The sequence below is a fragment of the Marinobacter bryozoorum genome (assembly GCF_023156245.1).
In the GTDB taxonomy this organism is placed as follows: domain Bacteria; phylum Pseudomonadota; class Gammaproteobacteria; order Pseudomonadales; family Oleiphilaceae; genus Marinobacter; species Marinobacter bryozoorum.
This window is the reverse complement of record NZ_JAKZAH010000010.1, coordinates 56,283-79,124: the sequence shown is the minus strand read 5'-3', so window position 1 is coordinate 79,124 and position 22,842 is coordinate 56,283. Positions and strand designations below refer to the sequence as shown.

Below are 22,842 nucleotides of genomic sequence, written 5' to 3'. Positions count from 1 at the left end.
CGGCGGGTCGGGAAAGCGCCCTACTATACACCTTCCGGTGGTAAGTGTGGCCTGCCTGGGTCATTCGTTAACGGTGACTGACCAGCACCGGTACGGGCCCGGCAGTGTCAGCCAGGCATGGTGCAGGCGAGGGCCGTAACGTCCTTTTTCAGGCTGGCGATGCTTTCCTGCAGGGTTTCCCAGTGACGGTCGTCAGCAGCCTGCAGCAGGTCGTGGGTCAGGCGGGTCAGGTCACGGGTGTTAGTTTCCAGCATGTTTCTGTAGGCCTCGCCCTGATAGTCCGGTGCGTTCAGGATCAGGTCCCGCAGGCGGGGCTGGAAACCCTGCTGGTCACGGTCCTCGAGCAGCTTCGTCAGGGCCTGCTGCCAGCGGCCGCGCCCATCCAGCCAGGTCCGGGTCTGTTCCTGGCGGCCCTGTGTCCACTCCTTAATGATGGTTTGTTGGCGCTCGTTGAGTGAGCCCAGCCAACGTTCAGTCCGCTCGGCTATACGCTCGGCGGATTTTTCCTGGCTATCTTCGCCCAGATATTCCTGTTTTCGCTCTTCCTGCTCGCGATCCATATTGCCGGTAAGCTCAGTAACCTGTTCATCGCTCAGGCTGCCCAGCAGGCCAGTGGCCAGGGGTACGATTCGTGCGGCAAGGGGTTCTGCAAAGTCAGCGACCTGCTTGCGATGGTGTTCAATACGTTCCGGGGGCAGTTCACCGGCGGCCATCTCGCGGCGTAGCTCGCCCAGCCAGTCAGAATAACGGGGTAGTTCCTGTTCACAGTGCCAGTCCTTGAGAACCGCCAGTTCACGCTTGAGCCTGGATTTTTGAACACGGGTCAGGGTTACGTAGTCCTCCACCCACCACAGGATTCCCTGATCCGCAAAGCGATAGGCCAGGCGTGTGGAGCTGCAGGCCCCCAGTACACTGGCGATCAACAGGATGCAGGCTATACGGAGAACGTAAACAGGTATGAGTGCTTGCACTGGCGGACGTCCTTTTGATAATTCGCTACCCTGTGGATTCCATGGCGGAGGGCGACGGGCGTTCCGATCATGGTAGTTCAGGATGTACCCAAGAGAAACTGCGGCCCTGTCGGGCAGGCGGATCCATAAAACAGCAGGAGATGATGCTTGGCCAACCAACCTTCGATGAAAGTCCAGCAGCTGGTTTTCGCGTTCTACATGTCAGGGCTCATGTCGCTGCTGATGTCCGGTGTGATCACCGCTATCAATACGGGCCTGGCCGACGGGTTTGTGCAGCGGTGGCTGCCGGCGTGGGTTGTGGCGTGGGCGGTGGCGTTTCCACTGGTGGTGCTGGTGGCGCCCCTTGCGCGTCGGATGACAGACGGGACTATCCGGGTACTGTCGCGACTTCGTGGACGGGGCGCCCGGTGAGACTGGCCCTGCTGGCGGTCCTCTGGCTGGTGCTGACCAACGGTGATCCCTCGGGCTGGGGTTATGGCCTGGTTGTCGTGCCCCTGGTCTGGATACTTGTGGTGAGGATATTCCCGCCGGGAGACCATCGGGTGCAGCCGTTGTACCTGCCCCGGTTCGCGGCATGGTTCCTGGTGCAGTCACTGGCGGCGGGCTGGGACGTAAGCCGCCGGCTCCTGGCGCCACGACTTGACGTTGCGCCGGGTGAGCGGGAGGTGTCCTTTACGCTGCCGGAGGGTAGCCCCCGCTGGCTGGCGGCCAATATGCTGTCGCTGATGCCCGGCACCTTGAGTGTGGAGGTGCATGGCGAAACGCTGTTGCTCCATTGCCTGGATACAGCGCAGGATGTGGACAGGGAGGTGGTAGAGACCGAACAGCAGGTTGCCCGCCTTTTCGGCATTACGCTGCCAGCCAGGGAGGGTCAATGACACTGGCACTGCAACTCACCGTCATCTGGCTACTGCTGACGCTGCTGCTGGGGCTGGTGCGCATCTGGCAGGGGCCGCGTCCGGCCGACCGCATCCTGGCGGCCCAGTTGTTTGGCACAACCGGTGTCGCTGTTTTGCTGGTGCTGGCCACTGTACAGGAGATGCCCGCCCTGAGGGACGTGGCCCTGGTACTGGCCTTGCTGGCGGTCCTGGCGACCGCGGCCTTCGTTACCCGGGAGGTCCGTCTGGACAAGGAGGAAGGCAGTGACTGATTTTCTGCCCTGGTTACAGGTTCCCTTGCTGGTGGCCGGGTGTCTCTTCTTCGCCATCGGTACCCTGGGGCTGTTTCGCCTGTCCGACACCCGGGACCGCCTGCACGCACTCACCAAGGTGGACAACCTGGGCCTGGGACTGATCGCGCTGGCCCTTCTTCCATCGGCGCCGACCCTGGGCGACGGGGCAAAGATTGTTCTGGTGTGGCTGGTGGTACTGATGGCCAGTGCAACGTCGGCCCACCTGATCGCCCGCGCCGCAGGCCGGGATACCGGGCAGGAGGAGCCGTGACCGCCTGGCTGCTGGACGGTTTGCTGGCCGGCATGCTGGTGGTTACGGCGGTATCGGTGCTGGTATCGCAAAGCCTGTTCCGGGCGGTGGTGATGTTCATTGCCTTTGGAATGCTGATGGCCCTGGCCTGGATGCGCCTGCAGGCGCCGGACATCGCCCTGGCTGAAGCAGCCATCGGTGCCGGCCTGACCGGGGTTCTGTTACTGGATGCCGTGGCCCACTTCCGGCGAGGTGGCGGCACCGATAGCGGCGGAGATCAGGGATGAGGCGCTGGGCCACACCAAGCCTGCTGGCTGTTTGTTTTGCCCTGGTTTGCGTGCTTGGGCTCGGCCTCTGGTCCATTGCATTCGATCCTGTGGGGAAGTCGTTACCGGAGCGGGTCCGCGATGCCATGGGCAGTAGTGGTGTGGATCACCCGGTTACTGCGGTGCTGCTGAACTTCCGCAGCTACGACACTCTACTGGAGATCGGTGTACTGGTTATTGCAGCCATTGCGGGCATATCCATGGCCAGGCTTCCCTCGCTGGAAGATCCCGCCTTCCGTACCCATGACGCCCTGTTGGGCGCCCTGCAGCGCTGGTTCGTCCCCCTGATGTGGCTGGTGGCGGGCTACCTGGTCTGGGCCGGCGCCAAACAGCCCGGCGGTGCCTTCCAGGCCGGTGCGGTGCTGGCGGCAACTGGCGTATTGATGCGGCTCGGGGGTATGCCCATGGATTTCCTGCAACCGGGCCGGTTGCTCCGTGTAGGCCTGGTGCTGGGGTTTGCCGTATTCCTGCTGGTCGCCTTTGTGACAGCGCTGGTGGGAGATGCCTTCCTGGCCTATCCGGAAGGGATGGCCAAGTCCCTGATACTGCTCATCGAGGTATCCCTCACCCTGTCCATTGCCATGGTGCTGCTGTCGCTGTTCGTTGCCGCGCCGGTGACGGATGCTACCGGCAATCAGGAGGGTGGCCATCGATGACACCCCACCTGCTGTACGCGTTTACCGGCCTCTTGCTGTTTGTCACCGGGCTGTTCGGCATGATTGCCCTCGATCACCTGCTGCGCAAACTGCTGGCGCTCAACCTGATGGGGTCCGGCACCTTCCTGGTGCTTGTAGGGCTGGCCCAGCATCGCAATGGTGTCGACCCGGTCGTGCAGGCGCTGGTCCTTACCGGCATCGTCGTGGCCATCGCCGCAACGGCCCTGGGTCTGGTGCTGATCCGCCGCTATTACCATCTGAGTGGCCGGTCATCGTTGGAGCCCGACACAAATGATGAGGCCGGCCCATGATGGCCTGGTTGATGGCCGGCCTGCTGTTTACGCCACTGGCCTGGGCGGTGATGTCGCTGATGGCGGGTTTTCGCGCCGGCTGGCGCCTGGCCTGGCTGGGCATGGCGGTGCAGGGACTGGTGTCCGTGCTGCTGTGGCTGGCCATTGCCGACCAGGGCGGTTTCTACTATGCACTGGGCGACTGGCCGGCGCCGCTGGGCATCGAGCTTCGGGTGGACGGCCTGGCGGTCACGTTCATTTTACTGACGGCTACCGTGGCAACCGCCTGTGGACTGCATGCCGGGGTCTACCTCGACCCGGACAAACCCTGGCAACGCTATTTCTGGCCTTTGTTCTGGTTTCTCTGGGCCGGGCTCAACGCAGTGTGGCTGGGCGCGGACCTGTTCAACCTCTACGTGGGGCTCGAACTGATCAGCCTGTCGGCGGTTGGTCTCGTGGCCCTCGGGGGCGCCGGGGATGCCCTGCGCGCCTCCCTCCGTTACCTGCTGGCGGCGCTGGTCGGGTCCCTGTTCTATTTGCTGGGGGTGGCACTGATCTATGGGCAGTTTGGCACCCTGTCACTGGGTGGCGTTGCACAGCTGGCTGAAGACCATACCGCGCTGGCAGGCGCCGGTATCGCCCTTGCCCTGATGCTGGCGGGCCTGGCCCTGAAAACCGCTTTGTTCCCACTTCATGGCTGGCTGCCCCCGGCCCATGGCATTGCCCCGTCACCGGTGAGTGCGTTGCTGTCCGCCCTGGTGCTGAAGGCGTCCTTCTACATTGCCGCCCGTCTCTGGCTGGCGCTGGGCGAGACCCAGGGCAGTTATGGCGTGGCGCAACTGGCGGGGGCACTGGGTGCAGCTGCCGTGTTGTGGGGCAGCTGGATGGCGTGCCTGCAACCGAGACTCAAACAGGTGGTGGCCTATTCGACCGTGGCGCAGGTCGGGTATCTGTTCCTGTTGTTCCCGCTGACCTGGCAGGTATCCGACCAGATATCGCAGCAGGCCCAGGAGGGTATGACCCTGCAAGTGATCAGTCATGCACTGGCGAAGGCGGCCATGTTCCTGGCGGCGGGCAACCTGGTTCTCTCCACAGGTAGCAGCAAGGTGGAGGACCTGGCCGGGGTCGGCCGGTTCCTGCCGTTTTCCCTGTTCTCTTTCGGCCTGGCGGGCGTGTCGTTGATGAGCCTGCCACCCAGCGGCGGCTTTGCCGCCAAGTGGCTGTTGCTGCAGGCAACCATTGGCAGCGGCCAGTGGTGGTGGGCCCTGGTGCTGATCGCCGGTGGTCTGCTGTCCGCCGCCTATGTGTTCCGCATCTACCGGGCGTCGTTCCAGGAGGCCTCCGGGCAGGATGATTTCCACCATCCGCCCCGGCGGCTGGAAGCGATTCCCATGGCCCTGGCGCTGTTGTCCCTGGGGCTCGGGCTGGCGGGTGAGCCGGTACTGGCGATCATGGGGCTGCCCTTTGAGGAGGACGGTTGATGGCCGAGGACTTCTGGCTGAATCCCTGGCTGCTGGTGATGGCGCTGGCCACCTCCATGGTTGCCGCACTGGGGATTTTCATGCTGCCCGAGGAGCGGCATGGCCTGCGCACAACGCTTAACCTGGGGGCGGCTGCCCTGAAGCTGGTGCTGGTCATTGTCATGGTTTGGGGGGTATTCCAGGGGCTGGAGTACCAGCTGTCTTTCACCATGCTGCCGGGTATCGAATTCGAGCTGAAGGCAGACTCCCTGTCGATGATGTTTGCCGGGCTTTCTTCGGTGCTGTGGCTGCTCACCACCGCCTATGCAGTGGGCTACCTCGAGAACTCGCCCAATCGTAGCCGGTTCTTCGGTTTCTTCAGCCTCTGTGTGGCCAGTACCACGGGCATTGCGCTGGCGGGTAACCTGTTCACCTTCTTCCTGTTCTACGAAATGCTCACCCTGTCCACCTATCCGCTGGTGGTGCACCGGGGCACGGCGAAGGCCCTGAAAGCAGGGCGGAGCTATATCATCTATACCCTGTCGGGCGGCGCAGTTTTCCTGCTGGGTATGGCCTGGCTGTACGCAGAGACCGGAACCCTCGACTTCGCTCCCGGTGGCGTGGTGGAAGGTGAACCGACGCCGGTCCTGGCGGCAATCTTTGTGTTGCTGGTGGCTGGCCTCGGCGTAAAGGCCGCGCTTTTTCCCCTGCATGGCTGGTTGCCCCAGGCCATGGTGGCGCCGGCCCCGGTGAGTGCCCTGCTGCACGCAGTAGCGGTGGTCAAGGCGGGGGCGTTCGGTATTGTCCGGGTAATCAGCGATGTGTTCGGGATGGGTTTTGCGAACGAGGCGGGCCTGTTGTTACCACTGGCCGGGCTGGCTGCCTTTACCATCCTCTTCGGCTCGGTGAGGGCGTTGTTCCAGCAGGACCTGAAGCGGCGACTGGCCTATTCCACCATCAGTCAGGTGTCCTACATTATCCTGGGCATTTGCCTGGCGGGCCCGCTGGGTATGGTGGGCGGCCTGGTACACCTGCTGCACCAGGGCATCATGAAAATCACCCTGTTCTTCTGTGCCGGCAACTACGCCGAGACACTGGGAGTACACCGGATCGATGAGCTGGATGGTGCCGGCCCGCGCATGCCGGCGACGTCAGTGGCATTCACGATCGGCGCCTTCGGCATGATCGGTACGCCACCCCTGGCCGGTTTTATCACCAAGTGGACCCTGGGGCTGGGGTCGCTGGAGGCTGAGTTGCCCTGGGTGGTGGCTGTCCTGCTGGCCAGCAGTATTCTGAACGCGGCCTATTTCCTGCCGATTGTTCACCGGCTCTGGTTCCGGGCCCGGTCCGATGCCTGGCCTGAGGAGGTGCGCTGGGGCCGCCTGGAGACTTTGAGCTGGCTGCTGTGGCCGCCAGTGTTGACGGCGGTCGCCGTGGTGCTGATCGGGGTGTTTGCGGCGGTACCGTTCAGTCCCCTGTCCTGGGCCGAGCTGGTGGTGAACCGGGAGTATCGGCCATGATGCCTGTCTTGCCGTTTCTGGTGATCGCGACCGTGGGTCTGCCGTTGCTCTGGTTACTGACGATGCCCTTCGCCGGTCGCTGGCAACGATTCGGCTTGCCGATATTGCCGCTGCCGGCCCTGATACTGGCATTGGCATCCACGTCCGGCTGGCAGTGGTCGCTGCCCTGGCTATTGATGGACAGCCAGTGGCTGCTGGATGACCTGCGCCGTACCTTCCTGACCCTGACGGCGTTGCTCTGGAGTACTGCCGGGGTTTTCGCCCTCGGTTACCTGGACAATCGGAACCTCAATCGCTTCCTGGTGTTCTGGTGCCTGACCCTGACAGGCAACCTTGGCCTGGTAATTGCCGGAGATGCGGCCAGCTTTTACACCTTCTTCGCGCTGATGACCTTTGCCAGTTACGGGTTGGTAGTGCATGACGGTACCGCCGAAGCGCTCCGGGCCGGCCGGGTTTACATGGTAATGGCGGTGGCTGGGGAAATGCTGCTGCTGGCCGGGCTGATGCTGGCGGCGGAGGAAGCGGACAGCCTGTTACTGACGGAGTTGGCGAGCGCTGTGGCGACGGCGCCCCGGGCCCAGCTGATCATCGGTCTGCTGATCACCGGGTTCGGGGTCAAGGCGGGCCTGCCGCTCCTGCATTTCTGGTTGCCGCTGGCGCATCCCGTGGCGCCGACCCCCGCCAGTGCGGTACTCAGTGGTGCCATGATCAAGGCGGGCCTGCTGGGTTGGGTGTTGACCTTGCCCCTGGGCCAGGCCTCACCAGGAAACTGGGGCGACCTGATGGTTGTTGCCGGTGCCGTGGCCTCGCTCGGTGGTGCGCTTGCGGGCATTTGCCAGCAACAGACCAAGGCGGTACTGGCCTACTCCAGTATCAGCCAGATGGGGCTGGTGATGTTGCTGGTGGGCGCGGCACTGGCAACGCCGGACCGGGCGGCGGTAATCGTCCCGGTCATCGCCCTCTACGCGCTGCACCATGGCCTGGCCAAGGGGGCGCTGTTCCTGTCTACGGCGGTGCATCCGCCAGCCGCGGGCCCTGTCCGGTGGGCGTATTGGCTGCTACTGGCCTTGCCCGGTTTCTCTCTGGCCGGGCTGCCATGGACCAGCGGTGCCCTGGCAAAACTGGCCATGAAGGAAGCGCTGGCCAGTGATCAACTCACCATGGCCACGGCGACCTGGCTGTCCCCAATGATGACGGCCGGTGCCGTGGCCACCCTGTTACTGATATTGCGCTTTTTATGGCTGCATCACACGCAGGCAGAGCCCTCAGCCAATCCTCGCTGGCGCATAGCCGGTTGGCTGCTGACGGTAGCGGGTTCAGGGCTGGTGTTCTGGGTATTGCCCTGGCAGGCAGGAGACCTGGTGGAACAGCCTTACTGGCTGCCGAAAGCCTACCAGTACCCTGCGCTACTGGCGCCGATCGGGCTGGCATTAACGGCAGGTGTCCTGGCGGCGTTGCTGGTGCGCCGCGCACCGGCCGTTCCCCCCGGTGATCTGCTCGCACTGTGGCCATCGCGAAGGCCGTTTCCGGGGGCAGTTCGTGTGCAACCGGCCCCACCCGGGGAAAACCTCCGGCGCTGGGCCAATACGGTGTCAGCGCTATCGGTGGGCGCTGAAACCCATATGCGCTCCGGTGGCCTGCTGGCCCTGGCGGTCGTTGTGCTACTGGTTGCCCTGATCAATCAGGTTTCATAAACGGCTGACGATTACTGTTAAGAGTGCGAGTTGCCATTTTTATGACATAAGTGGTCGGCTGTGGGTTGCTTGCAGGAATAAGTGTCAAAAAATGTCAAACCATTCGCATCCGTTTTTGTGTCCTCCGCGTAAATCGCTCTGACGCATAGTTCATGGAATGAAATTATGCAGGTTCGAACCACTTATTTCAGGTCTTCACTAATGTCTGCACGATGAGGAGCAGAGCTATGAACCGTTTTGTGGTTTTACCGATGGTGGTTGCGGGAGCAGTGGCGCTCTCGGGTTGCTTTGATGGGGACTCCGACAGTTCCGATGACGTGGTTCGTTCGGAGGTGAGGATTATCCATGCCTCACCGGATGCACCGCCCGTGAATATCCTGGTCAATGGCGATGCGGTCGTTGAAGGGGCTGACTACAAGCAGGCTGCCGTGCTGACGCCGGAAGTGGGCGGTTACGAGATTGCGGTCGAAGGTATTATCCCCGGAGGAAATGCCACGGTCATAGGGCCGGCGGATTTCACCTTTGAAGAGAATGTTCGTTACAACGTCGTGGCGGTAGATACCGTTGCGAATATTGATGCGGTTGTCTTCCAGGACGAACCGGGTTTCAGTTCCAGTGACGAGGTGCGGGTGCGCATCGGCCACCTTGCGCCCAATGCGCCCAATGTCGATATCTATGTCACCGCTGCGGGCGAGGGAAATGACCTGTCTGCCATAGACCCGCTGCTTTCAGATGTTGCCTTTGAAACCGTGGCGGAGCCCCTGGAAGTCCCTGCCGGTGAATACCGTATCCAGATAACCGCAGCCGGCGCCTCAACAGCGGTATTCGACAGCGGTGATGTGGCTCTGATGGCCGGCGCTGACCTGTTCGTGGGTGCGGTGCAAAACACCGGGGCCAACGCCTCCGTTGACGGTGCCAGCCCGGTGAGCCTGATGGTAGTGAATGGTGCCGATGTCGCCGAGATCTATGATGCCGACCAGGGCGCCGGTGTGCGGGTGGCGCATGCATCCGGCGATGCGCCGGCTGTGGATGTGTTGGTTGACGATGCGGCTGCGCTGACCAACATCACCTTTGGCCTCGCTGCACCGTCGGCTGCATTTGACGAGTATGCTGTGCTGGCTGGCGGTAACTATAACGTCAAGGTGGCCGCCACTGCAGACAACTCGATCGTAGCGATTGATACCGACCTGAGTCTGACCAATGGCCAGGGCTACTCGGTCCTGGCGGTAGGTTTGCTGGGTGGTGATCCGGCCATCGAAGCCCTGGTGCTGGAAGACAGTGTCCGCAGCATTGCCACCCAGGCGACCCTGCGCGTGGTGCATGCCTCCACCCAGGCGGGTAACGTCAATATCTACCTGCTGCCTGGGGACGACACGGATATCGGTAATGCCGAACCGGCCCTTGCCGATGTGCCTTACAAGGCGGTCACTGACTATCTGGCTATTCCTGCGGGCACCTATAACCTGCGGGTAACAGACCTGGATGGTAACGTGGCTATCAGCGCTGACAGTGTTGTTGTGGCCAACGGTGGTGTTTACACGGTGGTTGCTCGTGACGGTGAAGATGGCAATGGTTCAGTACTTGAGGATTTGGGGCTGATCCTGCTGGATGACTTCGCAGCTCTCTAATCCAACAATAACCAGATATGCCTGCAGGAACGCCGGCATATCTGCTTTCATGCCTACTCCATCAACGCCGCTGACTTCACCAGCGCGACGACGGCATCTCCGGGCGTCAGTCCCAGTTCTTCCACAGATTGCCGGGTAATACGGGACAGCAATAGCTGGCCGTCTGCCAGTCGGCAACTGATGGTGCACCGGTGTTCATCGCTTTGTTCGAGACGCTCGATTTTCACCGGCATCATGTTGCGGATGCTGATGCCCTCCGGTCGTGTCAGGGCCAGGCTGACATCGCTGGCCAGAATGCGCAGGCGGTGCAGGCTGGTGTGGTGGGCGGACTGGCCGCTGACCTGGAAATGAACCGGAGGCCGGCCATCACCTCCGCGGGTGACAAACTGCCATTCTCCTTCGCCGGTCTCCTGCAGATGACCTTCAAGCACTGCCGCCGGCCCTTCATCGTTGAACAGCGGGGAGTCGGGTCGGGTCAGGGCCTCCCGCAAGGGTTCGATACGTTCAATCCGGCCCTGTTCCATAAAGGCGACCTGGTCGGCCAGTTGTTCAACCTCGCGGGCCGAGTGGGTGACCAGCAGCATGGGCACGCCGGTGGACGTGGACAGGCCCGACAGAAACGGCAGGATTTCCCGCTTGGCGGCGGTATCCAGCGCCGACAGGGGTTCATCCAGCAGCATCAGTTGCGGACTTGTCAGCAGGGCACGGCCGAGGGCGACCCGCTGACGCTGGCCGCCGGACAGGGTATGGACGGCCTGACCAAGCAGGTCATCCAGCGCCAGCAGTGAACGCACGGTGTCAGGATGGAGACGGCGCAGGCTTGCCGGCGTGCGGCGGTAGCCATACATGAGGTTTGCTTCCACCGAGAGGTGGGGCAGCAGGCTGGACTCCTGGAACACCAACCCGAGCCGGCGTCGGTTTACCGGAAGGTTCCGGCGCCCCGCCTGCCAGGTCTCACCGTTGAACGAGATCTCGGCATCCTTCACGTTCTCCAGTCCGGCGATCAGCCTCAGCAGGGTCGTCTTGCCGCAGCCGGACCGCCCGAAGAGCGCGGTAATGCCCTGGGTTGGCAGACTGTCGTTGACGGCGAGGGTAAAGCCTCCCCGGCGTACCCGGGCTCTGACCTGGAGCGTCATGGCCGCACCCCGTCAAACCGCCGGTTGAAGCTGTACACCGTCACCAGCACCACAAAGGCGAAGATCAGCAGTCCCAGCGAAAGGCGATGAGCCGCTGCGTAGTCCATGGCCTCGGCGTAGTCATAGATCAGTACAGACAGCACCTGGGTTTCGCCGGGAATGCTGCCGCCGAGCATGAGGATGACGCCGAACTCACCCAGGGTGTGGGCGAAGGTGAGGGTGGCGGCAACGATAAAGCCACCCCGGCATAGCGGAAGAATAACGGTGAACAGGCGGTCCAACGGGCCAGCGCCCAGAGAGGCGGCCACTTCCACCGGCCGGGCCCCGAGATGCCGGAAAGCTTCCAGCAATGGCTGGACGGCGAAGGGCAGGGAGTAGATGACCGAAGCCACCAGGATACCCTCGAAACTGAAGGCCAGGTGGGTCAGGCCCATGGCCTCGAGGGTCTGCCCCACAGGGCCGCGGGGTCCCAGGGCGATCAGCAGGTAGAACCCCAGCACGGTTGGGGGCAATACCAGGGGCAGGGCTACCAGCGCCTGCACGACGGTGCGCGAAGGTGATTGCCGGTGGGCCAGCCACCAGGCCAGGGGCGTGGCAAGTACCAGCAGGATGGCCGTCGTCAGGGCGCAGAGCTTGAGGGTAACCGCTATGGCCTGCCAGTCCTGGGGAGAAAGCTCGGGCATGGGGTTTCAGTTCCTGGTCGGCGCTTCGAAGCCGTACCGGACCAGGATGGCCTGTGCCTCGGTGGACAGCATGAAATCGTGAAAACGACGGGCGTCCGGCAAGTCAGCACCCTCACGGGTGATTACCATGGCCATGGTCAGCGGACTATGCAGCCTCTGGTCAATCAGTGTGTAGGGTCGGCCTGAAAGTCCCGGTGTAAAGGTCAGTGACCAGGCAATCAGGCCGGCGTCAGCAGCGCCGGACTCTACCATGCCAGCGGTCTGGCCAATGTTCTCGCCATAGACCAGGCGGGGTTGGAGCAGCTGCCACAGGTCCAGCGCCTGGAGCACCTCGCGGGCGCGCAGACCATAGGGTGCATGGCGGGGCTGGGCAATGGCAATTTTGTGAATATCGCTACCGGCAAGCTCTTCCGGCATTAGCGCGGGGCGCTGTGGATCCCCCTGCCAGAGTGCGAGCCGGCCCACGGCGTAGGGCTCCGGTTCAGTTGCGCCTGCTCCTTGCTCGGCGAGACGTCGGGGATAGGTGTCGTCCGCCGAGAGGAAAAGATCATAGGGCGCACCGTTCAGAATCTGGGTGGCCAACTTGCCTGATGCGCCATGGATCACCCGGATCGGGGTATCCGGATGTTGCTGTTCGAACGCGGCTTCAAGTTCTGGCATGACCTGCCGCAGGCTGGAGGCGGCAGCGATGGTGAGGGCATGGCCCGGAAAGGCAAGAACAAGCAGGCCGAAAAGCAGGGCAAGGCGCATAGTCAGGGGAGATCTCATGGATTTTCCTCAGGTTATCCTATTTGGCTCGGCGTTCAAATCTTCAGACTGCCCGGTGACGGGCCACCGTTGGATCAGTTGCTGGGCGCAGTACCACGCTTGCCTGGCCAGTGCGGCCTCAGGAAGTTCTACTTTGGTTCTGGCTATTCTCGCTCTGGCAGGCAATAGCTTGAACTTATTGGCGAATATCCCTAAATGCTCTAGGGTTATTAAAAACAGTACTCAGGGAGTTTTCTATGGCCCAAACCCATCAAGATGGTGCTGAATCGACCAGCCGCAAAAGTTCCGAGTTGCGCCTCTTTATTTTCCTGGTGGTTTTCCTGTTCCCCATCCTGGCGGTTGCCGTGGTGGGTGGTTACGGCTTTCTGATCTGGATGACCCAGGTTTTCCTTGGGCCTCCCGGGCCACCGGCCTGAATGGGTCTCCGGCCAGTAGAGCCTGGCCTGCCTGGGTCAGAGGAGTGGTCTGATGGGTGTTGTTGAATCCCGCCGAGCCCTGTTTCTGGGGCGGAACCGAGCCGTGGCGAGTCGCAACCGGCCGCCGTGGACCGGAGACGACTTTACCGATGCCTGTACCCGCTGCGGTGACTGTGTCACAGCCTGTCCGGAACAGGTGCTGGCGCCTGGTGATGGCGGCTTTCCGCAGGTCGTGTTCAGGGGTGAGGGTTGTACGTTCTGTGGGGAGTGTGCTGCGGCCTGTCCGGAACCGGTATTTGACCTCACGGCCGTGGCTTTTGAGTGGAAGGCCCAGGTGGAGAGCCAGTGCCTGGCCCATAGCGGAGTGCATTGCCAGAGTTGCCAGGATGCCTGTGAACCCCGGGCGATCCGTTTCCGGCCCCGGCTTGGGCGTCCACCGGTGCCGGAAATTTCAGAAGAAGCCTGCACCGGCTGTTTCGCCTGTGCGGCGATCTGTCCACAGGACGCAATCGCCCTGCAAAAACCAACAGCAGAAACGGAGATCGGGTATGACTGATGTGGGCCCGCCTGAAGTTCATATTGCCAGTTTCATTGTTCACTACCAGCCTGATCAGGACGAAGCGCTCGAGCTGGCGCTTAACGGGATCGAGCAGGTTGAACCCCAGCCTGCAGACCCCGCCGGTCCTGGTAAGAGGATAGTGATCTGCGAGGGGCCACACCAGGGCTATATCCTCGATCAGATGGAAGTCATTGAAAGCCTTCCGGGCGTTTACGGCTGTTCAATGGTCTACCACGAGGTTATGAACACCCGTGAGGCGGACCAGCAGATGATCACCGAAGTAAAGAGCGCCTGAAGCGTCAAAAAACCTGCCCATGAGGGCAATAGAACAACAGGATTATCACCATGAAACTGACCCGACGAGAATTTGCCAAGGCAAACGCCGCTGTGGCTGCTGCGGCCGCCGCCGGACTGTCAGCCCCGGCGGCAGCCAGCAACCTGGTGACCAACCGGGAGCTCACCGAGCTCAAATGGAGCAAGGCCCCCTGCCGGTTCTGTGGCACCGGCTGCAGCGTCATGGTTGCCACCCGGGATGGACGCATCGTTGCCACCCATGGCGATAGCCAGTCAGAGGTTAACCGCGGGCTCAACTGTGTAAAGGGCTATTTCCTGTCGAAGATCCTCTACGGGCAGGACCGGCTCACCAGGCCACTTCTGCGCAAGCGCAACGGAGAGTTCCACAAGGAAGGCGAATTCGAGGAAGTCAGCTGGGACGAAGCCATGGATGTCATGGCAGAAAAATTCACCAGCGCCATCCGGGATTATGGCCCTGAAAGTGTAGGCATGTTCGGCTCCGGTCAGTGGACCATCTGGGAAGGCTACGCCGCGAGCAAGCTGTTCAAGGCAGGGTTCCGCAGCAACAATATCGACCCCAATGCCCGCCACTGCATGGCCTCGGCGGTGGCCGGCTTCATGCGGTCGTTCGGTGCGGATGAGCCCATGGGGGTCTATGACGACATCGAAAGTGCAGACGCCTTTGTGCTCTGGGGCTCCAACATGGCGGAAATGCATCCCATTTTGTGGACCCGGGTAACCGACCGTCGGCTGTCCAACCCGAACACGGAAGTGGCCGTGCTTTCCACCTATGAGCACCGCTGCTATGACCTCGCCGACCTGCCCATGACCATGCATCCCCACGCGGATGTGGCCATCCTCAATTTCATCGCCAATTACATCATCAGTAACGATGCGGTGAACCACGATTTCGTGGACAAGCACACCAACTTTGTCAAAGGCGCAGCCGACATCGGTTATGGGCTGCGGCCGGAGGACCCGCGCGAACAAAACGCCGCCAACGCCACTAATGCCAACAGCTGGGAGTCGATGGATTTCGATGCGTTCGCCGAGTTCGTCAAGCCTTACACAGCGGAACGAGCTTCAGAAGTGTCAGGCGTGTCGGTAGACAAGCTCAACCGGCTGGCCGCCATCTACGCTGATCCGGACAAACGGGTGACCACTTTCTGGACCATGGGGGTAAATCAGCACACCCGTGGCGTCTGGGTGAACAACCTGATCTACAACATCCACCTGCTGACCGGCAAAATCGCCACCCCGGGCAACAGCCCCTTCTCGCTCACCGGCCAGCCCTCAGCCTGTGGTACCGCCCGGGAAGTGGGGACCTTTGCGCACCGACTGCCGGCGGACATGGTTGTCACCAATCCGGAACACCGGGCCAAGGCTGAAAAAATCTGGAAGCTGCCGGATGGAACCATTCCCGGGAAGCCGGGCTACCACGCGGTCCTGCAGAGCCGAATGCTCAAGGACAGCAAACTGCGGGTCTACTGGACCCAGGTGACCAACAATATCCAGGCCGGCCCCAACACCATGCAGGAAACGCTGCCGGGCTGGCGCAATCCGGACACCTTCGTGATCGTTTCTGACATCTATCCGACCGTTTCAGCCCAGGCGGCCGACCTGATCCTGCCGGCTGCGGGCTGGGTCGAGAAAGAGGGCGCCTATGGCAATGCCGAGCGACGGACCCAGTTCTGGCACCAGTTGGTGGCGCCGCCGGGCGAGGCCCGGTCGGACCTCTGGCAAACGGTGGAGCTGTCCCGGCGTATCCGCGTGGCGGACGTCTGGCCCGAAGAGCACCTGGCCAGGGCGCCGGAGTTCCGGGACAAGACCCTGTTCGACATCCTGTTCCGTAATGGCAACGTCGATCAGTATCCGGTGGAGGACATTAACAGCGATTACGAAAATCATGAATCCGCGGATTTCGGATTCTATCTGCAAAAGGGCCTGTTTGAGGAGTATGCCCGTTTCGGCGCAGGCAAGGGCAAGGACCTGGCAGATTTCGACACCTACCATCGGGTGCGAGGCCTGCGCTGGCCTGTGGTCGACGGCCAGGAAACCCTGTGGCGTTACCGGGAAGGCTCCGACCCCTACGTGGCGGAGGGCACCGGCTTCCAGTTCTACGGCACGCCGGACAACCGTGCGCGTATCTTTGCGGTACCCCATGAGCCACCGGCGGAATCGCCGGACGACGAGTACCCCTTCTGGCTATGCACCGGACGTGTGCTGGAGCATTGGCACACGGGCTCCATGACGCGGCGGGTGGGTGAACTGCACAAGGCCGTCCCCGACGCCTTGCTGTATATGCACCGGGACGATGTGCAGCAACGCGGTTGGCGCCGGGGCAGCGAGGTACGGGTGATCAGCCGCCGTGGCGAGGTCAGCATGAGGGTGGAAACCCGGGGGCGGGTGAGTGTGCCCCGGGGCATGGTGTACGTGCCTTTCTTCGATGCTGGCAAGCTCATCAACAAGGTGACCCTGGACGCGACCGACCCGATTTCCAAACAGACCGACTTCAAGAAGTGCGCTGTCCGTCTGGAACTGGTACGCCTGGCCTGAGGAGTAATGCTGATGAATACCCTGATTGTGCGGATCGCCGCTATCGCCCTGGCCGGAGCCCTGTCGGTCACCAGCGCCTCTGCCCAGGATCAGTCCCTGGCAGCGCCGGCGCCTGATGGTTTACGCAAGGGGGGAACCCTCCATGAGGACTTGCCTGCCCCGCCCATTGCCGGTGACCCCCGGGATGTAAATCGGGAAGTGCGAAACTACCCTGAGCAGCCACCAGTGATTCCCCACGTAATCCGCGATTACCAGGTAGACCGGCGCTTCAACAAGTGTCTTGACTGCCATAGTCGCGAAGCCGCGCCAGGTGCGGGTGCTCCCATGGTGAGTGTGACCCATTTCATGGACCGCAATAACCAGGTGCGGGCCGATGTGACCCCGGGGCGCTATTTCTGCACCCAGTGCCATGTGCCGCAGACCGATGCCGATGAATTGGTGGAAAACAACTTCCTGCCGGTGAACGAAGTCATCCGACGTATGCGGGAGGATAGCCAATGAAGTCCTGGCTGAAACGCTATTGGAACTTGCTGCGCAAGCCCAGCGTGCATTTCAGTCTGGGCTTTCTGACTCTGGGTGGATTCATAGCGGGCATTATATTCTGGGGGGGCTTCAATACCGCCATGGAGGTGACCAATACCGAGCAGTTCTGCATCGGATGCCACGAGATGGAGTCCAACGTCTACCAGGAGCTTCAGGGCACCATTCACTGGAGTAACCGCTCCGGTGTACGGGCGACCTGCTCGGACTGTCATGTGCCCCACGGCTGGACCCACAAGGTTGCCCGCAAGATGGAGGCTTCGAAAGAAGTCTGGGGCTGGATATTTGGCACCATCAATACCGAGGAGAAGTTTGAAGCGAAGCGACTGGAGCTGGCCCAGCGCGAATGGCACCGCCTGAAGGCCAATGACTCGCTGGAGTGTCGTAACTGCCACGAGTTCGACTCCATGGACCTGACGGTACAGGACGAACGGGCAGCTCGGGCTCACTCCACATCGTTGGCGGATGGTGACAAGACCTGTATCGACTGCCACAAGGGTATCGCACACGAGATGCCGGATATGTCAGGGGCTGCCGGCAGCTACTGATCGCCCTGCTGGCAGGACGCCAGCAGGGCCTTCATGGTCGCGAGGCCAAGTCCCTCTACGCGCTGGATGTTTTGTTCCGGGATGTCGGCTGTATTCGGATAGCCGGCTATGGCGTGTTCCAGGCTAGATTCCCGGAGCAGGTGCAGCATCGGCCAGGGCGAACGGTTGGTGTAGTTCTCTACTGCATCCTCGGCCGTACCGGCAAACTGATATTGCGGGTGAAAACTGGCGATCTGTAGTAGCCCTTCCAGGTCCAGCACCTGCACCAGTCCGTCTGCCACATCGAGGAAATCGTTGTAGTCCTGGAAGTCGTTCAGCATCCCGGGGTGGATCAACAGGGTGGTCTCGAAGCTGTCGTCATCGGCCAGCTCTATCAGTTCCCGCTGCAGTGCCAGCAGTAACTCTTCCTGGGTCTGCGCGTCTGTTACGGCGAAACGTATCCGCTCATTGACCAGTTCGCGGCGGGCGAAGGGGCAAAGGTTGAGGTCGATGACCACCTTCTCCACCCATTGGCGGGTGGACTCGATAACGGCTTGTTCGTTCATGGGCTGGTGTCCCGGGTATAAGGTCAAATCACTGGCCGGCTATGATACAGTGCCCGCCCTCGAAAAGGGTGGGTGGATTCATGGCACTACTGGTTCTGGTAACGGTTCTCTGGGCTTTTTCCTTCAGCCTGATCGGCGAGTTCCTGGCCGGTCATGTGGACAGTGACTTTGCCGTGCTCAGTCGCGTCTTGCTGGCGGCTTTGTTATTCCTGCCGCTAACCCGCTGGGCCGGTGTGCCGGGCCGGTTGAAGCTGGGCATCATGGTCACCGGTGCGCTGCAGTTCGGTATCACCTACCTGTGCCTGTACCGCTCCTTTGCGTATCTCACGGTGCCCGAGGTGCTGTTGTTTACGGTCTTCACGCCCCTGTATGTGACGCTGATCGATGACGCCCTCTATCGCCGTTTCTCGCCGGTGGCGCTGCTGGCCGCTGCAGTGGCTACAGTCGGCGCCGGGATCATCCGGTATGACGGCCTGAGCCAGGATTTCCTGACCGGGTTCCTGTTGTTGCAGATGGCCAATATTACCTTCGCCGCCGGCCAGGTGGGCTACAAGCACCTGATGCAGGCCTTCCCGCTGCCAGTGCCGGCCTGGCGCACCTTTGGCTATTTCTTCTTCGGTGCACTGGTGATTGCCGCGCCGTCCTTCCTCATATTCGGTGACGCCAGCCGTCTGCCGTCAACCGGGTTGCAGTGGGGTGTGCTTGCCTGGCTCGGCGCAGCTGCGTCGGGCCTGGGGCTGTACCTGTGGAACCGGGGGGCCTGCCAGGTGGATGCCGGCACCCTGGCGGTGATGAACAATATGCTGGTGCCTGCCGGATTGCTGGTCAACCTGTTGATCTGGAACCGGGAGGCTGACCTGTTGCGGCTGTTTATCGGGGGCACTGTCATTGCCCTTTCGCTCTGGCTGAACGCCCGCTTTCACCCCCGGGCCAGGCTGAACCTTGCGACTTGACGCGGGGGTTGGGGCCAGGCAGGCGTTCCAGTGACATTTTCTTACATTCTGTGTGCTTTCTAATTGTTAATATTCGTCTCTGTTGACTAAAGTCAACAAAGTCTGAGCCGATAAGCAATCAGTCCATCAACGGTCTTCTCCGTTACCTCTACGAGTCAGGAACCTTATCCGCCATGCGAAATAACGGCCCCGTCACCCAGCGCGAAGCAAAGATGAAGCCCGGTAGCCGGCTGATCAGTACCACAACGCTGAAGGGCGTGATTACGCATTGTAACGATGACTTTGAGGAGATCAGCGGGTTTACCCGTGACGAGCTGATTGGCCAGGCCCATAACATTATTCGCCACCCGGACATGCCCCAGAGTGTGTTCAAGGCCATGTGGGACACCATCAGTGCCGGCAAGCCGTGGATGGGCGTGGTGAAGAACCGTTGCAAGAACGGTGACCATTACTGGGTCAGCGCCTATGTCACGCCGATCCTCGAAAACGGAGAGATGACCGGTTTCGAGTCGGTGCGGGTAGAGCCCACCCGGGAGCAGGTGGCCCGTGCTTCCCGCTTATACAGCCGGATCTCCGCCGGCAAGCAGCCCTTGTCCGCCGGCACCCATATCCGTTCCATGGCCCGGGCCGGCTGGCCCCTGGCTATCCCGTTGGTTACCAGCCTGGTTGCCCTCGGCTGGGGTGCGTTCTGGCCCGGTGTCGCGTTGATTGTCGGCGGCATTGTTGCCGGCGGCTTCATACAGATGGCGTCGGTTAACGCACGCCTTCGGTCACTGATCGACCTGCGCCCGGACGCGTTCCGCGATCCGCTGGTGGCCCGTACCTATTCCGACGAGAGCGGGCAGTTCGCCCAACTGGGTATGGTGTTGATGAGCGAGCAGGCCCGCATACGCACTGCCCTGGCCCGTATCGAAGACCGGGCGGACGACCTGATGCGCACCGCCCGTGAAGGCTATAACCAGATTGCCGAAGGTGCCAATGCCATCGAGCAGCAGCGCCAGGAAACCGACCAGGTGGCCTCCGCCATGAATGAGATGAGCGCATCCATCCAGGAAGTGGTGGATACGGTCAATCGCAATGCTGACGGCGCCCGCCAGGCCAATGAACAGGCTCACAACGGTGGCGCGCTCAGTGGTGAAGCGCTTCAGGCGATTGAGCAACTGGTGAGCCAGGGCGCCACCATCGGCGAGTCTGTTGGTCGGCTGGGCGAGTCCACTGACAAGATTGGCGATGCGGCGCAGCTGATCTCGGATATTGCCGAGCAGACCAACCTGCTGGCCCTGAATGCTGCCATCGAGGCTGCCCGGGCCGGTGAACAGGGCCGTGGCTTTGCGGTGGTGGCCGATGAGGTACGGTCCCTGGCCCAGCGCACCCGCCAGTCCACGGTGTCCATCCACGAGGTGATCGAAAACTTCCGCGCCCAGGTGGACGAGGTGGTCGCTGCCACCCGTCAGGGCGAGGAAATCGGTAATCAGGGCCTGGCCAAGGTGCGGGAAACCGAAGCGGCGCTCAAGGATATTGTGCAGAACATCGAGGGCATCTCGGACAGCTTCATGACCATGTCGGCGGCATTCGAGGAGCAGAGCCAGGTCTCGGATGAAATCAACCAGCAGGTGGACCGAATCGCCGGGCTGGCGGATTCGTCGACTGAAAAGGCCGAGGGTGCCAAGAGCGCCAGCGAAGGCATCAGCAGCCAGGCTCGCGGTCTCAACGACCTCGTGTCGCGTTTTATCAGCCGCCAGTAAGCCCTTTCCCGTGAACGGGCCGGCTTTCGCTGGCCCTTCAAGCCTGTCCTCCCCAGGAATTGCTCACGATCTCACCATTCCTGCTGGCATCAACGGCGCCAGACTGGCAAAATTAGCCGCCAATTGCTGGTAACAGGCAGGGAATGCCCGGAATAGTCAGGGAAAGCCACGGCCAGTGAACTAATCTATTCATACGCTTGCGTTCCACTGAACGACGACAGGGTTTCACTATGTCTGACACTAACCTGGCCAGCCGCGGCAACTGGTCTTCCCGCATGGCCTTCATCCTGGCCGCCGCGGGGTCCGCCGTAGGCCTGGGCAATATCTGGAAGTTCCCCTACATGACCGGGGAAAACGGCGGCGGTGCCTTTGTACTGATCTACCTCGCCTGTATCGCCATCATCGGTATCCCCATCATGATGGCGGAAGTGTTTGTAGGCCGTAATGGTCGTCGCAATCCGGTCGCCAGCATGCGCCTGGTAGCCGAGCGTAACCTCAGCAACCCGGCCTGGCGTATCTCCGCCATCATTGGTGTGCTGGCGGCGTTTATTATTCTGTCCTTCTACTCCGTAATCGGAGGCTGGTCGGCTTCCTACGTCATGCACTCTGCTGTTGGCGACTTCGCCGGTCAGGATGCCGATGCCGTGGGCGCCATCTTCGGTGACCTGCTGGCGAGCCCGGGCATCCTGTTGTTCTGGCACACAGTGTTCATGGGCCTGATCATTTTCGTGGTCTCCCGCGGCCTCAAGTCTGGCCTCGAGCGTGCGGCGAAGATCCTGATGCCGGCGCTGTTCATCCTGCTGCTGCTGGTCGTGGCCTATGCCACCACCACCGGTCACTTCGGCCAGGCCCTGGACTTCCTGTTCACGCCGGACTTCAGCAAGGTCACCTGGGATACGGCCCTGCAGGCCCTGGGCCAGGCATTCTTCACCATGAGCCTGGGTATGGCCATCATGATGGCCTACGGTTCCTATCTGGGTAAGGACGTGTCCATCGGCCGCGCCGCCGTAGGTGTGGGCATTATGGATACCCTGGTAGCCCTGCTGGCGGGCCTGGCGATCTTCCCGTTTGTATTCGCCAACGGCCTGGAAGCCGGTCAGGGCCCTGGCCTGATCTTCGTTACCCTGCCGCTGGCCTTCGGTCAGATGCCTCTGGGTGTGGTGTTCGCGACCGCGTTCTTCGTTCTGTTGCTGTTCGCCGCGTGGACCTCCGGTATCTCCCTGCTTGAGCCGGTTACCGAGTGGGTCGAGGAAAAGTTCGCCATGTCCCGCACCGGTGCGGCCATACTGGCCGGTGTTGCCTGCTGGCTGCTGGGCATCGCGTCCATCCTGTCCCTGAACGTGTGGTCCGATGTCTATCTGCTGGGCATGTTCGATCGCTTTGCGGAAACCGGCATCCTGGATCTGCTGGACTTCTTCACCGCGAACATCATGCTGCCGCTGTCCGGTCTGCTGACCGCGCTGTTCGTTGGCTGGTGTGTGGCAAAGGAATCCCTGCAGGACGATATGGCCATGTCCGACGGCCTGTTCAACCTGTGGCGTAACCTGCTGCGTTACGTAACGCCAGTCGCCGTACTGGCCGTATTCATCTACAACCTGATGTAAAAAAGCAGGCAAGCAAAAAAGCCCGAAAGCCGAAGGCCCGGCACCTCCTTCCGAAACAGTCAGAGAACAAGGTTCTCGTTTCGGAAGGAAGTACCGGGCCTTCGGCGTTTTGCACCGGAGATATGAGCGGACCTGCAGGCAGGTAACGGGTGCTTCCTGATGGATCGGGTCCGGCTAGTGTCCTTCGAAACGAAAAACTTCGTTTTCCTGACTGTTTCGAAGGACACTAGCCGGACCCTCTGGCGGGAATGGTCCGGTGGAGATCGGCGATACAGCGGCTTCGGGGACCTTTCTTTGAAACGAAAACCCTGTTTTCTTACTGTTTCAAAGAAAGGTCCCCGAAACCTCTTTGCGGGAGACACGACGCCAAGGATGGGCAGCTTCCAGGTAACCACTTTCGAAACAGTCAGAGAACAGGGTTCTCGTTTCGAAAGTGGTTACCTGGAAGCTGCTGCACGGAGTTCCGTCTTTAACGCTTTACAATAAAAAGCCGCGGGCCCCTTCAGACCCACGGCTATTCTGGCGATGG

25 protein-coding genes are annotated in these 22,842 nt (G+C 61.5%); 20 read left to right on the top strand and 5 right to left on the bottom strand.

Annotation, left to right across the window (positions count from 1 at the left end; all coding sequences use genetic code 11):
* Positions 1-107 precede the first annotated feature (107 nt).
* Complete coding sequence (locus MLC59_RS08055; RefSeq protein ID WP_248233190.1) at positions 108-971, bottom strand: DUF6279 family lipoprotein; 864 nt, start codon at positions 969-971, stop codon at positions 108-110.
* 147 nt (positions 972-1,118) lie between these two features.
* Here MLC59_RS08055 and MLC59_RS08050 point away from each other — a divergent pair, with 147 nt between their 5' ends.
* From MLC59_RS08050 to MLC59_RS08000, 11 genes are all read left to right on the top strand, one after another.
* Positions 1,119-1,382 (top strand): DUF2798 domain-containing protein, encoded by a 264-nt coding sequence (locus tag MLC59_RS08050; RefSeq protein WP_248233188.1) that lies wholly within the window; start codon positions 1,119-1,121, stop codon positions 1,380-1,382.
* The gene (locus MLC59_RS08045; protein ID WP_248233186.1) at positions 1,379-1,849 is read left to right on the top strand and encodes a Na+/H+ antiporter subunit E; all 471 of its coding nucleotides are present in this window, start codon (positions 1,379-1,381) and stop codon (positions 1,847-1,849) included. Before MLC59_RS08050 ends, MLC59_RS08045 begins: the two co-directional genes overlap by 4 nt.
* Positions 1,846-2,121 (top strand): MrpF/PhaF family protein, encoded by a 276-nt coding sequence (locus MLC59_RS08040; protein WP_248233184.1) that lies wholly within the window; start codon positions 1,846-1,848, stop codon positions 2,119-2,121. The genes MLC59_RS08045 and MLC59_RS08040 overlap by 4 nt, the downstream gene beginning before the upstream one ends.
* The gene (locus MLC59_RS08035) at positions 2,114-2,413 is read left to right on the top strand and encodes a cation:proton antiporter (protein ID WP_248233182.1); all 300 of its coding nucleotides are present in this window, start codon (positions 2,114-2,116) and stop codon (positions 2,411-2,413) included. The genes MLC59_RS08040 and MLC59_RS08035 overlap by 8 nt, the downstream gene beginning before the upstream one ends.
* Positions 2,410-2,679: a hydrogenase subunit MbhD domain-containing protein gene (locus MLC59_RS08030; protein ID WP_248233181.1), complete on the top strand. Its 270-nt coding sequence runs from the start codon at positions 2,410-2,412 to the stop codon at positions 2,677-2,679. Before MLC59_RS08035 ends, MLC59_RS08030 begins: the two co-directional genes overlap by 4 nt.
* Positions 2,676-3,374 (top strand): MnhB domain-containing protein, encoded by a 699-nt coding sequence (locus MLC59_RS08025; protein WP_248233180.1) that lies wholly within the window; start codon positions 2,676-2,678, stop codon positions 3,372-3,374. Before MLC59_RS08030 ends, MLC59_RS08025 begins: the two co-directional genes overlap by 4 nt.
* A complete protein-coding gene (locus MLC59_RS08020; protein WP_248233178.1) occupies positions 3,371-3,685 on the top strand; it encodes an NADH-quinone oxidoreductase subunit K in 315 nt (104 codons plus the stop codon). The genes MLC59_RS08025 and MLC59_RS08020 overlap by 4 nt, the downstream gene beginning before the upstream one ends.
* Positions 3,682-5,145: a complex I subunit 5 family protein gene (locus MLC59_RS08015; RefSeq protein WP_248233176.1), complete on the top strand. Its 1,464-nt coding sequence runs from the start codon at positions 3,682-3,684 to the stop codon at positions 5,143-5,145. Before MLC59_RS08020 ends, MLC59_RS08015 begins: the two co-directional genes overlap by 4 nt.
* Positions 5,145-6,644: a complex I subunit 5 family protein gene (locus MLC59_RS08010; RefSeq protein ID WP_248233174.1), complete on the top strand. Its 1,500-nt coding sequence runs from the start codon at positions 5,145-5,147 to the stop codon at positions 6,642-6,644. Before MLC59_RS08015 ends, MLC59_RS08010 begins: the two co-directional genes overlap by 1 nt.
* Positions 6,641-8,338 (top strand): complex I subunit 5 family protein, encoded by a 1,698-nt coding sequence (locus tag MLC59_RS08005; RefSeq protein ID WP_248233172.1) that lies wholly within the window; start codon positions 6,641-6,643, stop codon positions 8,336-8,338. The genes MLC59_RS08010 and MLC59_RS08005 overlap by 4 nt, the downstream gene beginning before the upstream one ends.
* A 227-nt stretch (positions 8,339-8,565) precedes the next feature.
* Positions 8,566-9,966 carry a DUF4397 domain-containing protein gene (locus tag MLC59_RS08000; RefSeq protein ID WP_248233170.1) on the top strand — a complete coding sequence of 467 codons (1,401 nt, stop codon included), beginning with the start codon at positions 8,566-8,568 and terminating at the stop codon, positions 9,964-9,966.
* Positions 9,967-10,019: 53 nt separating this feature from the next.
* Here MLC59_RS08000 and modC read toward each other — a convergent pair whose 3' ends face one another.
* The 3 genes from modC to modA are packed head-to-tail and all read right to left on the bottom strand — an operon-like array spanning position 10,020 to position 12,553.
* Entirely contained in the window at positions 10,020-11,102 is a 1,083-nt protein-coding gene (gene modC / locus MLC59_RS07995; RefSeq protein ID WP_248233168.1) for a molybdenum ABC transporter ATP-binding protein, read from the bottom strand.
* A complete protein-coding gene (modB, locus tag MLC59_RS07990; RefSeq protein WP_248233166.1) occupies positions 11,099-11,785 on the bottom strand; it encodes a molybdate ABC transporter permease subunit in 687 nt (228 codons plus the stop codon). Before modB ends, modC begins: the two co-directional genes overlap by 4 nt.
* A gap of 6 nt (positions 11,786-11,791) precedes the next feature.
* Positions 11,792-12,553 (bottom strand): molybdate ABC transporter substrate-binding protein, encoded by a 762-nt coding sequence (modA, locus tag MLC59_RS07985; protein WP_248233164.1) that lies wholly within the window; start codon positions 12,551-12,553, stop codon positions 11,792-11,794.
* Positions 12,554-12,789: 236 nt separating this feature from the next.
* Between modA and MLC59_RS07980 the strand changes: the two genes are divergently transcribed.
* Genes MLC59_RS07980 through MLC59_RS07955 form a run of 6 tightly spaced genes read left to right on the top strand, consistent with a single transcriptional unit; the run spans position 12,790 to position 17,466 of the window.
* Positions 12,790-12,969, top strand: coding sequence for a periplasmic nitrate reductase, NapE protein (locus tag MLC59_RS07980; protein WP_248233163.1), 180 nt, complete (start codon positions 12,790-12,792; stop codon positions 12,967-12,969).
* Between the two features lie 52 nt (positions 12,970-13,021).
* Positions 13,022-13,525: a ferredoxin-type protein NapF gene (gene napF / locus MLC59_RS07975; RefSeq protein ID WP_248233161.1), complete on the top strand. Its 504-nt coding sequence runs from the start codon at positions 13,022-13,024 to the stop codon at positions 13,523-13,525.
* On the top strand, positions 13,518-13,823 hold the full coding sequence (locus MLC59_RS07970) for a chaperone NapD (protein WP_248233159.1): 306 nt from the start codon (positions 13,518-13,520) through the stop codon (positions 13,821-13,823). Before napF ends, MLC59_RS07970 begins: the two co-directional genes overlap by 8 nt.
* 50 nt (positions 13,824-13,873) lie before the next feature.
* Positions 13,874-16,378 carry a nitrate reductase catalytic subunit NapA gene (gene napA, locus MLC59_RS07965; RefSeq protein WP_248233157.1) on the top strand — a complete coding sequence of 835 codons (2,505 nt, stop codon included), beginning with the start codon at positions 13,874-13,876 and terminating at the stop codon, positions 16,376-16,378.
* A gap of 12 nt (positions 16,379-16,390) precedes the next feature.
* Positions 16,391-16,879 carry a nitrate reductase cytochrome c-type subunit gene (locus MLC59_RS07960; protein ID WP_248233155.1) on the top strand — a complete coding sequence of 163 codons (489 nt, stop codon included), beginning with the start codon at positions 16,391-16,393 and terminating at the stop codon, positions 16,877-16,879.
* A complete protein-coding gene (locus tag MLC59_RS07955; protein ID WP_248233153.1) occupies positions 16,876-17,466 on the top strand; it encodes a NapC/NirT family cytochrome c in 591 nt (196 codons plus the stop codon). The genes MLC59_RS07960 and MLC59_RS07955 overlap by 4 nt, the downstream gene beginning before the upstream one ends.
* On the opposite strand, the gene MLC59_RS07950 is transcribed toward MLC59_RS07955, so the two are convergent.
* Positions 17,460-18,011, bottom strand: a complete 552-nt coding sequence (locus tag MLC59_RS07950; protein ID WP_248233151.1) for a DUF1415 domain-containing protein — start codon at positions 18,009-18,011, stop codon at positions 17,460-17,462. The genes MLC59_RS07955 and MLC59_RS07950 overlap by 7 nt on opposite strands.
* An 80-nt stretch (positions 18,012-18,091) precedes the next feature.
* Here MLC59_RS07950 and MLC59_RS07945 point away from each other — a divergent pair, with 80 nt between their 5' ends.
* The 3 genes from MLC59_RS07945 to MLC59_RS07935 all read left to right on the top strand — a co-directional run bounded on the left by MLC59_RS07945 (position 18,092) and on the right by MLC59_RS07935 (position 22,313).
* On the top strand, positions 18,092-18,964 hold the full coding sequence (locus tag MLC59_RS07945; RefSeq protein ID WP_248233149.1) for an EamA family transporter: 873 nt from the start codon (positions 18,092-18,094) through the stop codon (positions 18,962-18,964).
* A 173-nt stretch (positions 18,965-19,137) separates the two neighbouring features.
* A complete protein-coding gene (locus MLC59_RS07940; RefSeq protein ID WP_248233145.1) occupies positions 19,138-20,709 on the top strand; it encodes a methyl-accepting chemotaxis protein in 1,572 nt (523 codons plus the stop codon).
* Between the two features lie 230 nt (positions 20,710-20,939).
* Positions 20,940-22,313, top strand: a complete 1,374-nt coding sequence (locus MLC59_RS07935; protein WP_248233141.1) for a sodium-dependent transporter — start codon at positions 20,940-20,942, stop codon at positions 22,311-22,313.
* The last annotated feature ends 529 nt before the right edge of the window (positions 22,314-22,842 follow it).

Bases quoted from the DNA above. Each gene is read 5' to 3' on its own strand.
- MLC59_RS08040 (WP_248233184.1), top strand. From the start codon at position 1,846: ATGACACTGGCACTGCAACTCACCGTCATCTGGCTACTGCTGACGCTG.
- MLC59_RS08025 (WP_248233180.1), top strand. From the start codon at position 2,676: ATGAGGCGCTGGGCCACACCAAGCCTGCTGGCTGTTTGTTTTGCCCTG.
- MLC59_RS08020 (WP_248233178.1), top strand. From the start codon at position 3,371: ATGACACCCCACCTGCTGTACGCGTTTACCGGCCTCTTGCTGTTTGTC.
- MLC59_RS08015 (WP_248233176.1), top strand. From the start codon at position 3,682: ATGATGGCCTGGTTGATGGCCGGCCTGCTGTTTACGCCACTGGCCTGG.
- MLC59_RS08010 (WP_248233174.1), top strand. From the start codon at position 5,145: ATGGCCGAGGACTTCTGGCTGAATCCCTGGCTGCTGGTGATGGCGCTG.
- MLC59_RS08005 (WP_248233172.1), top strand. From the start codon at position 6,641: ATGATGCCTGTCTTGCCGTTTCTGGTGATCGCGACCGTGGGTCTGCCG.
- MLC59_RS08000 (WP_248233170.1), top strand. From the start codon at position 8,566: ATGAACCGTTTTGTGGTTTTACCGATGGTGGTTGCGGGAGCAGTGGCG.
- modC (WP_248233168.1), bottom strand. From the start codon at position 11,102: ATGACGCTCCAGGTCAGAGCCCGGGTACGCCGGGGAGGCTTTACCCTC.
- modB (WP_248233166.1), bottom strand. From the start codon at position 11,785: ATGCCCGAGCTTTCTCCCCAGGACTGGCAGGCCATAGCGGTTACCCTC.
- modA (WP_248233164.1), bottom strand. From the start codon at position 12,553: ATGAGATCTCCCCTGACTATGCGCCTTGCCCTGCTTTTCGGCCTGCTT.
- MLC59_RS07980 (WP_248233163.1), top strand. From the start codon at position 12,790: ATGGCCCAAACCCATCAAGATGGTGCTGAATCGACCAGCCGCAAAAGT.
- napF (WP_248233161.1), top strand. From the start codon at position 13,022: ATGGGTGTTGTTGAATCCCGCCGAGCCCTGTTTCTGGGGCGGAACCGA.
- MLC59_RS07970 (WP_248233159.1), top strand. From the start codon at position 13,518: ATGACTGATGTGGGCCCGCCTGAAGTTCATATTGCCAGTTTCATTGTT.
- napA (WP_248233157.1), top strand. From the start codon at position 13,874: ATGAAACTGACCCGACGAGAATTTGCCAAGGCAAACGCCGCTGTGGCT.
- MLC59_RS07960 (WP_248233155.1), top strand. From the start codon at position 16,391: ATGAATACCCTGATTGTGCGGATCGCCGCTATCGCCCTGGCCGGAGCC.
- MLC59_RS07955 (WP_248233153.1), top strand. From the start codon at position 16,876: ATGAAGTCCTGGCTGAAACGCTATTGGAACTTGCTGCGCAAGCCCAGC.
- MLC59_RS07950 (WP_248233151.1), bottom strand. From the start codon at position 18,011: ATGAACGAACAAGCCGTTATCGAGTCCACCCGCCAATGGGTGGAGAAG.
- MLC59_RS07945 (WP_248233149.1), top strand. From the start codon at position 18,092: ATGGCACTACTGGTTCTGGTAACGGTTCTCTGGGCTTTTTCCTTCAGC.
- MLC59_RS07940 (WP_248233145.1), top strand. From the start codon at position 19,138: ATGCGAAATAACGGCCCCGTCACCCAGCGCGAAGCAAAGATGAAGCCC.
- MLC59_RS07935 (WP_248233141.1), top strand. From the start codon at position 20,940: ATGTCTGACACTAACCTGGCCAGCCGCGGCAACTGGTCTTCCCGCATG.